This window comes from Nocardia macrotermitis, assembly GCF_009604405.1.
Taxonomy (GTDB): domain Bacteria; phylum Actinomycetota; class Actinomycetes; order Mycobacteriales; family Mycobacteriaceae; genus Nocardia; species Nocardia macrotermitis.
Genome location: NZ_WEGK01000028.1, coordinates 1 through 13,620 on the forward strand (window position 1 = coordinate 1; position 13,620 = coordinate 13,620).

The window sequence follows — 13,620 nt, forward strand, 5'->3', positions numbered from 1 at the left end:
CCGGTAAGAAACTCGCCGCCCGCGAGGCGCTGGACTGGGGCGCGGTCGCCGAGGTGCTGCCGAAAGATCAAGTGCTGGACCGGGCTTGGGAACTCGCCCGCGAACTCGTGAAGCGCCCGCCGCTGACACTGCGCTACACCCGCCAGCTGTTCACCCACGAACTCAAACGCGCCTTCCTGGACCAGATGGGCCAGGGCATCGGCTTCGAGACCTACGCCCAGCGTCGCTTCTTCCCGGCCGGCGGCCGGATGGAACCGCTGGACCGGGCCTGGGACGACAACCCCTGGTCCACCCCCGACCAGCCTGACGCGCAATAGATTCCGAGGTACATCATGCACGCGCTGGACGGGATCCGGGTCCTGGATCTGGGCACCTACATCGCCGGACCGTACTGCGCCACGGTGCTGGGTGAGTTCGGGGCCGAGGTCATCAAGGTCGAACGCCCCGGCACGGGCGATCACCTGCGCCGCTTCGGCACCGAAACCGACTGCGGCGACACCCTGGTCTGGCTCAGCGAGGCCCGCAACAAGCGGTCGATCACCCTGGATCTCGGCGATCCGCGCGGCCGGGAACTGTTGCGGGAGTTGATCATCGGCGCGGATGTGGTGATCGAGAACTTCCGCCCCGGGGTGATGGAACGGTGGGATCTGGGCTACGAGGATATCCGGCGGCTCAATCCGCGCGCGATCATGCTGCGGGTCTCGGCGTACGGGCAGTCCGGGCCGTTGGCCGACCAACCCGGGTTCGCCCGGGTCGCGCACGCCTACGCCGGGCTGTCGCTGCTGGCCGGTGAGCCGGACGGCACTCCGGTCACCCCCGGATCGACCTCGCTCGGCGACTATCTGACCGGCCTGTACGGTGTGATCGGCGTGCTGCTGGCGCTGCGGGCCCGGGAGGTGACCGGCCGCGGTCAGTGTGTGGATCTCGCGCTGTACGAGTCGATCTTCCGGGTGCTGGACGAAATCGCCCCCGCCTACCAGCAATTCGGCTTCGTGCGGGAGCGCATGGGCGCGGACACCGTGAATGTGGTGCCGCACAGTCATTATCGCACCGCGGACGATCGCTGGATCGCCATCGCGTGCTCCAACGACGAGATGTTCGCCCGATTGTCCAAGGCAATGGGCCGACCCGAACTGGCCGCTCCGGATCGATTCGGCCCCAAGGCATCTCGTCTCGCGGCCCGCGACGAGGTGAACGCGCTGGTCGCGGACTGGGTTGCTACCCTCACCCGGGACGAGGTCCTCGAACGCTGCCGCGACTCCGAAGTGCCTGCGGGCCCGTTGAATTCGATCGCCGACATCTTCGGGGACCCGCAGTTCACCCACCGCGGCACCATCACCCGGACCGATTCGCGCATCGGCCCGCTGTCGGTGCCGGACGTGTTACCCAAACTCTCCGAAACCCCGGGCGAAATCCGTTGGCTCGGACCCGAATTGGGTGCCGACACCGACGAGGTCCTCGGCACGCTGCTGCACCGCACCGCCGAACAGATCGCCCACCTGCGCGACGCGAAGGTCATCTGAACCACGACAACTCAGAAAGGTTGTGTCATGGCAATTCAGGAAAAACTCACCACCGGGCGCGGCAAGTTCACGCCCGAATATCCGGAGCTGGGCACCGGCCCGGTCGACTACGACGACGCGGTGTCCGAGGAGTTCTTCCACGCCGAGCGGGAGGCGGTGTTCAAGCGATCGTGGCTGAAAGTCGGTCGGATGGAACAACTTCCGCGCACCGGCAGCTATTTCACGCGGGAACTGCCCGGCCTCGGCTCGATCGTGATCGTGCGGCAGGCCGACGGCACCGCCAAGGCCCTGCACAATGTGTGCGCGCATCGCGGCAACAAGGTGGTGTGGCAGGAACATCCAGCCGAGGAGACCGCGGGTTCGTGCCGCGTGTTCACCTGCAAGTACCACGGTTGGCGCTACGGCCTGGACGGCAAGGTCGACCACGTCACCAACGAGGACCAGTTCTTCGATCTGGACAAGGGCGCGCTGGGCATGCCGGAGCTGCACTGCGACACCTGGGCCGGCTTCATCTTCGTGAACTTCGATCCGCACGCCCAGCCGCTGCGCACCTTCCTGGGACCGAAATTCACTGCGGTGGAAAGCTATCCGTTCGAGAAGATGACCGAGCGCTACGCCTACAAGACCCGGGTCAAGGGCAACTGGAAGCTGTCCATCGACACGATTCTGGAGTGGTACCACCCGCCGTACGTGCACGGCCGGTTCATCAACCCGGACGTGGCGAAGGCCGAGAAACTGGTCCCGCCGCCCGACGCGTACTACTACGACCTGTTCACCTCGCACATGCTGAACTCGGTGCCCGGCCCGCCGCAGCTGCCCCCGCGCGCGCCCGGTGAACTCGGCCCCGCCAAACGCGATCAGCGCTGGGTCTACAAACTGTTGCGCGCCGGGCTCTTCGGCCCCGACGACGTCGCCGACCTCGGCCCCCTGCCCGACGTGCTGAATCCGGGCCGGATCAAGTCCTGGGGCAACGACGCCTACTGGTTGTTCCCGAACTTCTCGGTGCAGATCTGGGCCCGCAATTTCTACATCACCTACCAGTACTGGCCCGAAGCGGTCGACTCGCACACCTACGAGCTGGACATCTACTTCACCCCGCCGCGCAATGCCGCGGAACGGCTGGCGCAGGAGATGACCGCGCAGACCACCATCGAATTCGCCATGCAGGATTCGAACACCGTCGAGGCCACCCATTCGGCGCTGGCGACCGGCGCGAACCGGCAGTTCCACCTGTCGGATCAGGAATTGATGATCCGCAATTTCCACAAGGTCATCCGGGACACCGTGACCGCCCACCAGACCCTCGACCAGAAATAGGAGCCCGACGATGACGACCGCCGTTCTCCCCGCAGCATTCAGCGAACTCGAGCCCTGGGTGGAGACCTGGGCCAAGGCGACCCGCCAGGAGCGTTACGACACCCGCCTGGCCAGCACCATCGAACAACTCGACGCCTTCTACGACGCCATCGCCCCGCGCGCCGAGGAAGCCATCGAGCACCTCAACACGTTCGATCTGAACGACCTGCCCGACCCCGAAACCCAGCTGCTGCGGCTGATGTATTCGCTGGTGATGGTCTCCTACCCGGTGAACGTGTTCAAACAGCCCCGCATCCCCGATTCCGGCGCGTCGTTCTTCGACACCGTCTCCGAGCCTGTGGTGTGAGAATGGTTATGGGACAACAGGTTTCCGAACTCAGGACCATGACCGGCGGGCGAGACGGTCGCATGCGTGAACGGACAGCCGATGCGTGCGTGCTCGAGCGGAATGTCGGTGAGGTTCGTGCGGTGCGATCGGACGATGCGGTCCCGCCGAGGTCGACGGTCAGTGCGGGTGCGGTATGAGCGAGCGGGACGGGCGGGTCGCCGTGGTGACCGGGGGTGGTTCCGGGATCGGCCGGGCGATCTCACATCGCTTGGCGGCCAACGGGTTTCAGGTAGCGATCCTGGACCTGAACGGAACATCCGCCAAGCTGGTCGCCGAGGAGATCCGGGCGGCGGGACATTCGGCGGCGGCATTCGGTGAGGTCGACATCTCTTCGCGTGCCCAGGTCGACGCCGCGTTCGAGCGGGTGCGGGCGGAATTCGGGCCGGTGCTGGTCCTGGTGAACAACGCGGGCCTGACCGGATTCAAGAAGTTCCAGCACATCACCGATGAGGTGTGGCGGCGGACCCTCGCGGTCAACCTGGACGGCACGTTCTACTGCTGCCAGGCGGCCGTGCCGGACATGCTGGCCGCGGGCTGGGGGCGGATCGTCAACATCTCCTCCTCGAGCGCGCACTCCGGCCAGCAGTTCATGAGCCACTATGTCGCGGCCAAGGCGGGCGTCATCGGATTCACGAAATCCCTTGCGCTGGAACTGGGTCCGTCGGGGATCACGGTGAACACGATTCCGCCCGGTTTCGTGGACACCCCGATGCTGCGCAATTCCGAGAGTCATGGATTGCTCGGCGGCACAGTGGATCACCACGCCGAACTGACGCCCGTGCGACGCGCGGGCAGACCCGAGGACATCGCCGCGGCCTGCGCATTCCTGGTCTCCGAGGAGGCCGGATACATCACCGGGCAGGTGCTGGGCGTCAACGGTGGCCGAAATACCTGAGTACCAACAGCTTTGGAGACAACCATGAGCACGAACCCGGCGGCTGTGGTCGAGGCGAAGGCCGATCGGCGCCTGCTGATCGGCGGCCGACTCGTCGACACCGAACGAACCTATCCGTCCTACAACCCCGCCACCGAGGCGCTGGTCGGCCACGCCCCCGACGCCACCGTCAACGACGCCCACCTCGCCATCGCCGCGGCGCGGGAGGCGTTCGACCACGGCCCCTGGGCCACCGATGTCGCCCTGCGCATCCGGTGCCTGGAACAACTGCACCGGGCGTTGACCGACCACGTCGAGGAACTGCGCGAACTCACCATCGCCGAGGTCGGCGCGACGCTGTCCCTCACGCGCGCAGCGCAATTGGAGGATCCGATCAAGATCGTGCGGTACTACGCCGATCTGCTGAAGACGTACTCCTTCACCGAGGATCTGGGCCCGGTCGAATATCTCGGCCAGCAGCACCGGCGCTGGGTGGAGAAGGAAGCCGCGGGCGTGGTGTCGGCGATCATCGCCTACAACTACCCGAATCAGCTGGCGCTGGCGAAGCTCGCGCCCGCCCTGGCCGCCGGATGCACGGTGGTGCTCAAGGCCGCCCCGGCGACCCCGCTGATCACCCTGGCCCTGGGCGAGCTCATCCAGAAGTACACCGACATCCCGCCGGGCGTGGTGAATATCCTTTCCTCCCAACAGGTTCCGGTCGGCGAGGCGCTGACCATCCACCCCGACGTGGACCTGGTGACCTTCACCGGCTCGACCGCGGTGGGCCGGGCGATCATGTCCGCCGCCGGAAACGGCCTCAAACGCGTCTTCCTGGAACTCGGCGGCAAATCCGCCGCGATCGCCCTCGACGACGCCGACTACCAGGGCGTCGGCCAGTACGCGGCCTTCGCGGCGACCCTCAACGCCGGACAGGCCTGCGCGCTCACCACCCGTCTGCTGGTGCCGCGCGCGGACCACGACACCGTCGTCGACCTGGTCGCCGCCAATATGGCCCGGGTGCGCTTCGGCGACCCGAACGACCGCAAAACCTATATGGGCCCGCTGATCAGCGAGGCCCAGCGCGACAAGGTCGACGGCCTGGTCAAGCGCGCGGTGGCCGGGGGCGCGACGCTGGTGACCGGCGGGGAGAAGGCCGGCCCCGGCTACTTCTACAAGCCGACCCTGCTCGCGAACGTCGACCCGAACAGCGAAATCGCCCAGGAGGAGGTCTTCGGTCCGGTGCTGTCGGTGATCGCCCACGACGGTGACGACGACGCCATCGACATCGCCAACAACTCCGCCTACGGCCTGTCCGGCGCGGTCTTCAGCGCCGACCACGACCGCGCCCTCGCGGTAGCCCGCCGCGTCCGCACCGGCACCTTCAGCATCAACGGCGGCAACTACTTCTTCCCCGACGCCCCCTTCGGTGGCTACAAACACTCCGGCATCGGCCGCGAAATGGGCGTCGCGGGCCTGGAGGAATTCCTGGAACGAAAGACCCTGGCGTCCATACTCGGCTGAGCTGTGCCGCCCGGAACCTGCGCGCGGGTTCTCCGGATTTCGTTGCGCGACAAACGGAATCCGGAGTACCGGCATGGTTTCGTGACCGAACGCCTACTTCTCGGCGAATCCGCGCGCGCAGAAGTCCCACACTTCCGCGCCCGTCACCGGATACTGCGTCTCGTTCTCCGGATCCTCGGCGGACTGCGCGCTGAACATCACCGTCTGCATGACCATGGCGGCCATGCGACGGGGGATGACGTCCTGGCGGAGTTGTCCGCCCTGGGCGGCCTCGTCCAGCAGTTCGGTGAACAGCATCAGCACGGGGGCGTGGGCGAGTTTCACCTGGGCGGGGTGGGTGAGCAGCAGTTGCGGCGCGAAGTCGGTGAACAACGGGCGGCGGGCGGTGGGGTCGGGACGACACAGCTCGAACAGGAGCTCGATGACGATGCGGAGGCGGTCTACGGGGTCCGTGGCGTTGGTGGCCGCGACGCGCAGCTGGTCGGCGGTGCGGACCAGGGAATCCTCGAACAACGCGAGCAGCAGTTCGTGTTTGCTGTCGAATTGGAGGTAGAAGCTACGCAGCGACTGTTTGGACCGGTCCACGACCTCTTGCACGGTGAAGTCGGTGCTGCCCTTCTCGGTGATCAGCGCCTGCGCCGCATCGAGGAAGCGCTGCACCCGCTGCTCGGCTCGCATCTTGGCGGTCCGCAGCGACCGCTCGACCGCCCGCTGTTTCCAGCCCGGCTCTTCGATGGGGCTTGTCACCGATGATCCTGTTCCTTGTCATATGTGCAGAACATTGTTGCACTGTACCGGAGAATGTGATGTCGCATTCTTGCTCCGTTTCCTCCGCGCACCATACCCGCGCGGCATCGGTCCATCACGAATCGGCATTTCCCTCCCGATGTCATCAGATTCGATGATGAAAGGGCGGACTCGTCGCGGGATCCGTGCTGGACGCTGCCGAGGGAGAGGATGCCGGAACGTGGACGAGCTGAACGAGGAGGAAACCGCGCTGGTCGCGGTCGTGCGGGATTTCGTGGATCAGCAGGTGCGGCCCGCGGTGCGCGAACTCGAACACGCGAACGCCTATCCCGAGAAGCTCATCGAACAGATGAAACGGATCGGCATCTACGGGCTGGCCGTCCCCGAACCTTGGGGCGACGGCCGCGTCTCCACGCCCTGCTACGCCGCGGTCACCGAGGAACTCGCGCGCGGCTGGATGTCCCTGGCCGGGGCCATGGGCGGGCACACGGTGGTGTCGAAACTGTTGGTGGACTTCGGAACTCGCGAACAGCAGGACCGCTATCTGCCGCGCATGGCGACCGGCGAACTGCGCGCCACGATGGCCCTGACCGAGCCCGGCGGCGGCTCGGATCTGCAGGCCCTGCGCACCACCGCGCGCGTCGAGGGCGAGGAATATGTGATCAACGGTTCCAAGACCTGGATCAGCAACGCGCGCCGCTCCGGCCTGGTGGCGCTGCTGTGCAAGACCGATCCGGCCGCGCAACCCGCGCACCGCGGCATCAGCATCCTGCTGGTCGAGCACGGTCCCGGCTTCAGCGTCTCGCGCGATCTGCCCAAACTCGGATACAAGGGCGTCGAGGCATGTGAACTGACATTCGACGATATGCGGGTCCCGGCGTCGGCGGTGCTCGGCGGCGAGACCGGACGTGGTTTCTCGCAGATGATGCGGGGCCTCGAGATCGGCCGCATCCAGGTCGCGTGCCGGGCGCTGGGGGTGGGCCGGGCCGCGCTCGAGGACGCGATCCAGTACGCGCAGCAGCGGGAGAGCTTCGGCAAACCCATCTGGCAGCATCAGGCGATCGGGCACTACCTGGCCGATATGGCCACCAAATTGACTGCCGCACGGCAACTTACGCACTACGCGGCCCGGCGCTACGACTCGGGCGAGCGCGCCGACATGGAGGCCGGGATGGCCAAACTCTTCGCCTCCGAGACGGCGATGGAGATCGCGTTGAACGCCGTGCGCATCCACGGCGGATACGGCTATTCCACCGAATTCGACGTCGAACGCTACTTCCGCGACGCCCCGCTGATGATCGTCGGCGAGGGCACCAACGAGATCCAGCGCAATGTCATCGCCCGGCAGCTGATCGAGCGGAACAAGGCCCGATAACCATGCCCGACAACCGAATTCCACCGCGCGGCCCGCTGGACGGGATCACCGTGGTGACCCTGGAACAGGCCGTGGCCGCGCCGCTGGCGACCCGGCAGCTCGCCGATCTGGGCGCGCGGGTGGTGAAGATCGAACGTCCCGGCGGCGATTTCGCCCGACGTTACGACAAGGCCGTCGACGGGGAGTCCAGTTACTTCGTCTGGCTCAATCGCGGCAAGGAGAGCGTCGAGCTGGATGTGAAGCAGCCCGGCGATCGACGCCTGCTGGATGCCATGCTGGCGGGCGCGGATGTGTTCGTGCAGAACCTGATTCCCGGTGCCGCCGAACGTCTCGGCCTGGACGCGGCGACCCTGCGCGCGAGCCGCCCCGAGCTGATCCACTGCTCGATCTCCGGCTACGGACCGGAGGGCCCCTATCGCGACAAGAAGGCGTACGACCTACTGCTGCAATGCGAAACCGGATTGGTGATGTCCACCGGAACTCCGGACGTCCCGGCGAAGGCGGGCGCTTCCTTCGCCGATATCGCCACCGGAATGTACGCCTACAGCGGTATTCTCACCGCGCTCTACGACCGCACGCACACCGGAACCGGTGCGAGCCTGCACGTGGCGATGATCGACGCGCTGGGGGAGTGGATGAGCCAGCCCGCCTACTTCTCCTACGGCGAACCGGCCCCGCGCCGCACCGCCGCCAAACACCCCTCGATCTCGCCGTACGGCCCCTATCGAACCGCGGATGGCACTGTGTTCCTGGGTATCCAGAACGAACGCGAATGGGCGTCGCTGTGCCGCGGGGTGCTGGGCCGCCCGGAACTCGAACACGATCCGCGTTTCGGCACCAACCCCGATCGCGTCGTCCACGACGCGGAGCTGACCGAACTGCTCGAGACGGAATTCGCCACCCGCGACACCGACGCGGTCCTGGAATTACTCGACCACGCCGGTATCGCCAACGCCCGCATGCGCACCCCCGCCGAATTCACCCGGCACCCTCAGCTGACCGCTCGCGATCGCTGGCGCACGGTCGACATCCCAGGCGGAAATATGCGCGCGCTGGTCCCACCGGTCGAATCCGACACCTGGCGGCCCGTGATGGGCGCGGTGCCCCGCCCCGGGCAGCACACCGCCGCTCTGTATGCGGAATTCCTCTCCCCGGCAAGCGAATCAGACTCTCTGACAGGCGAATCGGATGCGACGACAGCCGGGGCGGATGCGACGACAGCCGGGGCGGATGCGACGGCAGCCGGGGCGGATGCGACGGCAGCCGGGGCGGGTGCAACGGCAGTCGGATCGGGTGCGATGGCAGCTGGGTCGGGTGTGACGGCAGTCGAATCGGGTGCGATGGCAGACGAGCTGGATGCCACGACAGGCGGGTCGGGTGCGATGACAGCCGCGCCCGATGCCGCGACAGGCGACTCCGAACGGGTGCACGATGGCCGGCACTGACTCCCACGCGACGCTCCGGATCACATCCTCCCGCGCGACGCCAGGGCCGAACGTCACAGCCGCACTCGACCCTATCCGCGCTGGTCCAAGCGGTATTCAAAGATCTTGGTTGAGAGCCTTGTCACATCAGCGGTAGTCGTTCTATCGTAGTGACCAACCTACTTGAGAGTTAGTAGGTTTGCTTCGAGGAGGAATACGGTGCAGCCCGCCGTCAGGCTCCTCCCACCCGGCTCGACCGGGACCTGACGCCGACCGTCGAGGCGGCGAAGACTTGGCACTCATCAACCGGATGGAACACATATGGTTGCTCGAACCCTCGATACCGTCGAACCCGGTGTGCGCGCGATCCGCTCGGCCGCCGACGCCCGCGCCCACGCCTGTCGGCACCGGCTGCGGTACCGGGTGGCGATTTTCGCGTCGAACGTCATCGATGCCGTGCACTCGGTGGGCGGCTGGGTTTTCGATCGGACGATGGCGGGCTGGGAGGTCACCGTCATGGTGCCGGATCTGGTGAATCCGGCGCCGCTGCAACTCCTGGGTGCGATCGTGCTGAATCTGGAGGACGCGCTCGGTTCCCCGCCGAATCCCGCGCCCATCTGGCCGCACGAACTCGTCGTGGCCGCAACGGTATTCGACTCCGACGACCGGGTGCGCGCGGGCGTGACGGCCAATCTCGAGGCCCATGCCGAGGAGATCATGTTCTGGGGCCGGTGCGACGGACGCGCGCGCGGTATCGAGCACCGGTTGTCCGCGGCCGCGCGGGCGTTCAAGGCCAACGCGCTGACCCTGGCCGGGGAACCGTCCGAATCCTTCGCCGATGTCGAGACCTTCCACCGCCGCGGTCCGGCGCACGGCGTCACGGGCGATCTGGTGCAGCTGGGATCCCGGCCGCGCGGGCGGGACATCCCGGTCGATCCGATGAGCCTCGAAATCCGTCCTGAGCAGGACCGTGATGCCGTGGTCATCGACATCACCCGGCGCGCGCGGCGGCTCGCCGCCACCGAATCCGACCGATAGTTCTCCATTTCCTGTCGATTCGCTCTCGAGAACGAGAAGCACGTTCTACTCTCGATTAGAGTCCCACTCTCGGTTTGGGGCTTCGCCGGGACGAATGCCCGGCGTCTCGTATCACCTCGACGGCGCGGCGGATCGAGCCGCGGACCGTCGTGCAGGGCATTGGAGCTCGACTATGCGTGTCATTCCCCCGGATCTGGTCGCACGGTACGAACGCGAGGGGTGGTGGACCGCCGACACCATCGCGGATCTGCTCACCCGAGGACTGGCCGCCGCACCGGACACCGAGTTCCGCGTGCATTCCGCCGCCCGGCCGTGGACGGGCACCTTCGGCGACGTCGAGCTGGTGGCGCGGCGCCTGGCCGGTGGTCTGCGCGCCCGCGGCGTCAGCGCCGGGGACACCGTCGCGTTCCAGCTGCCGAACTGGATGGAGGCCGCGGCCGCGTTCTGGGCGGCCTCGCTGCTCGGTGCGGTGGTGGTGCCCATCGTGCACATCTACGGGCCCCGGGAGGTGCGCCACATTCTCGGCTCGGTCCGGCCGCAGGCATTCCTCACCACCGACCGATTCGGTTCGCGCACTTACGATCCCGAGGTGTATGCCGAGGTGCCGGTGGTGGGCGTCGTCGGCGGCAGTGATCCGGACACCGCCTTCGAAGCCCTGCTCGCCGACGAGCCGTGGCGGGAGCGGGCGGCGGTGGATCCGGCCGGCCCGGTGCTGATCGCCTTCACCTCCGGCACCACCAGCGCGCCCAAGGGCGTCGTCCACAGCCATCGCACCCTGCTGTTCGAAACCCGGCAGATGACCGCGCGTCGTCCCGCGGACCTGACCCCGCAACTCATCACCGCGCCCGTCGGCCATTTCATCGGCATGCTGAGCGCATTCCTGGTCCCGGTGCTCGAGGGCAGCACCATCGATATGGTCGACACCTGGAATCCGGCGCAGGTGCTGGACCTGATGACGACGTACGGCATCGCGGTCGGCGGCGGCGTGCCGTATTACATGACCAGCCTGATCGATCATCCGAACTTCACCCCCGAACATCTGGCGCTGATCAAATACGCCGGACTGGGCGGTGCGCCGGTGCCGGTCGCGGTCGTCGAGCGGCTCACGGCGCTGGGGATCGAGGTCGCGCGGTCCTACGGGAGCACCGAACATCCGTCGATGACGGTCTCGGAGTACACCGATTCACGCGACAAGCGGATCTACACCGACGGCTGCCCCGCGCACGGCGTGGAGGTGCGGGTCACCGAGGACGGCGAAATCCTCAGTCGCGGACCGGATCTGTGCCTGGGCTACACCGACGACGCGCTCACCACCGCGCGATTCGACGCCGAGGGCTGGTACCACACCGGCGATATCGCCGCACTCGACGCCGACGGCTACCTCACCATCACCGACCGCACCACCGACCTGATCATTCGCGGTGGTGAGAACATCAGCGCGCTCGAGGTCGAGGACGTCCTGATCACCATGTCCGGGGTGGCCGAGGCCGCCGCGGTGGCCGCGCCCGACACCCGGATGGGTGAGCACGTGGCCGCGATCCTGCGGCTGACCGAGGGCGCGTCCGCCCCCACCCTCGAGGATCTGCGCGCGCATTTCGCGCATGCCGGTCTGGCCAAACAGAAATGGCCCGAGGAGATGCACATCGTGACCGAATTCCCGCGCACCGCGAGCGGCAAGGTCCAGAAATTCCTGCTGCGCCGGAATCTGCATTCCGCGTAATTCCCGGCGTCCCTTCGCCGTTCGTTCCATTCCTTCCGGGAGACACCCATGTCCGCAATCGAGACCAGTCCTGTGCCGGACGACACCGGCGCACCGATCACCCACAGCGCGACCCGACTCGACGACGCCTCCAAATTCCGCATCGGCGTCATACTCACGGTGATCGTCCTCTACACCGAGATCTCACCGCTGCAATACACGATGGTCGCCGCCGCATTGCAGAAGATGACCAAGACGTTCCCCACCGTCGGCGGCAATATCAACTGGGCGGTGATCATCCTCGGGCTCGTAGGCGCCGCTGCCACACCGGTTCTCGGCAAGGCCAGCGATATCTGGGGTAAGAAACGCATGCTGCTGGTGTGCGGCGGGCTGTTCCTCATCGGATCGGTGATCTGCGCGCTGACCAGCAACTGGACCATATTCCTGATCGGGCGCGGACTGTCGGCGTTCGCCATTGCCACCCAGTTCATCTCCTACGGACTGGTGCGAGATCTGTTGCCGCGCAAGTATGTTCCGATCGGGCTCGGCTTCATCGGGACCGGTGTGGGCTTCTCCGGCGTGGCCGCACCGCTGATCGGCGGTGTGCTGGTCGATCACTTCGACTGGCGGTCGATGTTCTGGTTCCTGGCGATCTTCACCGTGGTGCTGACTCCGCTGGTGATCTGGCTGGTGCCGGAAACGACTGTGCGACTGCGGGATCGGATCGATCCGTTCGGCGCGATACTGCTGTCGGGTGGTGCGTTGCTGACGCTGCTGTATCTGGACAACGGGCAGAACTGGGGCTGGACCCGGGTGAGCAGTCTGCTGTGGCTGATCGTCGGGCTGCTCCTGCTGATGTCCTTCGTCGTGGTCGAACGCCGGGTGGCGCGGCCGATCATGGATATGCGGCTGCTGCTCAATCCCAAGGTCAGCATCGTGTTGCTGATGACGGTCATCGGGATCGGGATTACCGCGGTACAACCGCTGGCGCTGGGGTACATGACGCAGACGCCCGACAGCGCGACGTTGCGCGGGCAGATCGCCGAGGGCACCGCCGCGCACGCGGCGGCGGCGGGACATCCCATACCGCTCAACATGATTCGCGTGCTGCTGGATCCCGGGTACAGCTACGGCAACGGGTACGGCATGGTGCAGTACGCGGTGCACATCGGCATGTGGGCCGGGGCGATCGGGATGGTCGTGGGTCCCTTCGCCGGAGTGCTGATCCGCCGGATCGGTGGACGGCTACCGTCGATCATTGCCTTCGCGTTGTTGACGGTGTCGGCGATCGGGTTCGCTGTTTCGGATTACAGCGTGGTCACCTATCTGGTGTTGTACGGGCTGTCCGGTATCGCGTTCGGGTTCCTGTATGCCGCGTTGCCGTCGCTCATCGTCGAGGCGGTGCCGCCGGAGCAGCAGGGGATCAGCAGTGGAATGCTCGGTGTGACAATGAGTTTGGGTACCGGGGCGGCGATGGCGGTGACCACGGCGCTGTTGAACAACAATCCGGTTGTCGCGCATATCGACGTCGCGGGTCATACGACGACGCAGGTGATTCCGCAGGTGTTCGCCGATCGTGGGTATACCGACAGTTTCTGGGTGATGGTCGGGACTACCGCTGTTGCCCTGGTGATCGCGGTGTTGATGCGGCACGGGCGTAAACCGGCTACGGGCGGAGAGTGACGGAAAGAGCTGCCGTCCTCGGGCGGCAGCT

General features: G+C 66.5%; 11 protein-coding genes and 1 pseudogene. 11 read left to right on the plus strand and 1 reads right to left on the minus strand.

All coding sequences use genetic code 11. From position 1 onward, the window contains the following. The 6 genes from NRB20_RS35800 to NRB20_RS35825 all read left to right on the plus strand — a co-directional run. Positions 1–317 (plus strand): enoyl-CoA hydratase/isomerase family protein (locus NRB20_RS35800; protein WP_264766416.1); only part of this gene is annotated, 317 nt, incomplete at its 5' end. A gap of 15 nt (positions 318–332) precedes the next feature. Then, positions 333–1,523 carry a CaiB/BaiF CoA transferase family protein gene (locus NRB20_RS35805; RefSeq protein WP_153415873.1) on the plus strand — a complete coding sequence of 397 codons (1,191 nt, stop codon included), beginning with the start codon at positions 333–335 and terminating at the stop codon, positions 1,521–1,523. Positions 1,524–1,550: 27 nt separating this feature from the next. Continuing rightward, positions 1,551–2,840 (plus strand): aromatic ring-hydroxylating oxygenase subunit alpha, encoded by a 1,290-nt coding sequence (locus NRB20_RS35810; RefSeq protein WP_153415874.1) that lies wholly within the window; start codon positions 1,551–1,553, stop codon positions 2,838–2,840. A 10-nt stretch (positions 2,841–2,850) separates the two neighbouring features. Beyond that, complete coding sequence (locus NRB20_RS35815; RefSeq protein WP_153415875.1) at positions 2,851–3,186, plus strand: hypothetical protein; 336 nt, start codon at positions 2,851–2,853, stop codon at positions 3,184–3,186. Between the two features lie 175 nt (positions 3,187–3,361). Continuing rightward, positions 3,362–4,123: an SDR family NAD(P)-dependent oxidoreductase gene (locus tag NRB20_RS35820; RefSeq protein ID WP_153415876.1), complete on the plus strand. Its 762-nt coding sequence runs from the start codon at positions 3,362–3,364 to the stop codon at positions 4,121–4,123. 24 nt (positions 4,124–4,147) lie between these two features. Beyond that, complete coding sequence (locus tag NRB20_RS35825; protein WP_153415877.1) at positions 4,148–5,623, plus strand: aldehyde dehydrogenase family protein; 1,476 nt, start codon at positions 4,148–4,150, stop codon at positions 5,621–5,623. Between the two features lie 93 nt (positions 5,624–5,716). Here NRB20_RS35825 and NRB20_RS35830 read toward each other — a convergent pair whose 3' ends face one another. Continuing rightward, a complete protein-coding gene (locus tag NRB20_RS35830; RefSeq protein ID WP_319945834.1) occupies positions 5,717–6,370 on the minus strand; it encodes a TetR/AcrR family transcriptional regulator in 654 nt (217 codons plus the stop codon). A gap of 220 nt (positions 6,371–6,590) precedes the next feature. Between NRB20_RS35830 and NRB20_RS35835 the strand changes: the two genes are divergently transcribed. From NRB20_RS35835 to NRB20_RS35855, 5 genes and pseudogenes are all read left to right on the plus strand, one after another. Beyond that, on the plus strand, positions 6,591–7,745 hold the full coding sequence (locus tag NRB20_RS35835) for an acyl-CoA dehydrogenase family protein (RefSeq protein ID WP_319945835.1): 1,155 nt from the start codon (positions 6,591–6,593) through the stop codon (positions 7,743–7,745). Between the two features lie 2 nt (positions 7,746–7,747). After that, positions 7,748–8,932: pseudogene (locus NRB20_RS35840) on the plus strand (CaiB/BaiF CoA transferase family protein); the annotation flags it as partial. 558 nt (positions 8,933–9,490) lie between these two features. Beyond that, positions 9,491–10,207, plus strand: a complete 717-nt coding sequence (locus tag NRB20_RS35845; protein ID WP_153415878.1) for a hypothetical protein — start codon at positions 9,491–9,493, stop codon at positions 10,205–10,207. Positions 10,208–10,379: 172 nt separating this feature from the next. Continuing rightward, positions 10,380–11,927 carry an AMP-binding protein gene (locus NRB20_RS35850; RefSeq protein WP_153415879.1) on the plus strand — a complete coding sequence of 516 codons (1,548 nt, stop codon included), beginning with the start codon at positions 10,380–10,382 and terminating at the stop codon, positions 11,925–11,927. 48 nt (positions 11,928–11,975) lie between these two features. Then, positions 11,976–13,589, plus strand: a complete 1,614-nt coding sequence (locus tag NRB20_RS35855) for an MFS transporter (RefSeq protein WP_153415880.1) — start codon at positions 11,976–11,978, stop codon at positions 13,587–13,589. Positions 13,590–13,620 lie beyond the last annotated feature (31 nt).

Excerpts from the sequence above, each read along its gene's own strand:
- NRB20_RS35805 (WP_153415873.1), top strand. The coding sequence starts at position 333 with ATGCACGCGCTGGACGGGATCCGGGTCCTGGATCTGGGCACCTACATC.
- NRB20_RS35810 (WP_153415874.1), top strand. The coding sequence starts at position 1,551 with ATGGCAATTCAGGAAAAACTCACCACCGGGCGCGGCAAGTTCACGCCC.
- NRB20_RS35815 (WP_153415875.1), top strand. The coding sequence starts at position 2,851 with ATGACGACCGCCGTTCTCCCCGCAGCATTCAGCGAACTCGAGCCCTGG.
- NRB20_RS35820 (WP_153415876.1), top strand. The coding sequence starts at position 3,362 with ATGAGCGAGCGGGACGGGCGGGTCGCCGTGGTGACCGGGGGTGGTTCC.
- NRB20_RS35825 (WP_153415877.1), top strand. The coding sequence starts at position 4,148 with ATGAGCACGAACCCGGCGGCTGTGGTCGAGGCGAAGGCCGATCGGCGC.
- NRB20_RS35845 (WP_153415878.1), top strand. The coding sequence starts at position 9,491 with ATGGTTGCTCGAACCCTCGATACCGTCGAACCCGGTGTGCGCGCGATC.
- NRB20_RS35850 (WP_153415879.1), top strand. The coding sequence starts at position 10,380 with ATGCGTGTCATTCCCCCGGATCTGGTCGCACGGTACGAACGCGAGGGG.
- NRB20_RS35855 (WP_153415880.1), top strand. The coding sequence starts at position 11,976 with ATGTCCGCAATCGAGACCAGTCCTGTGCCGGACGACACCGGCGCACCG.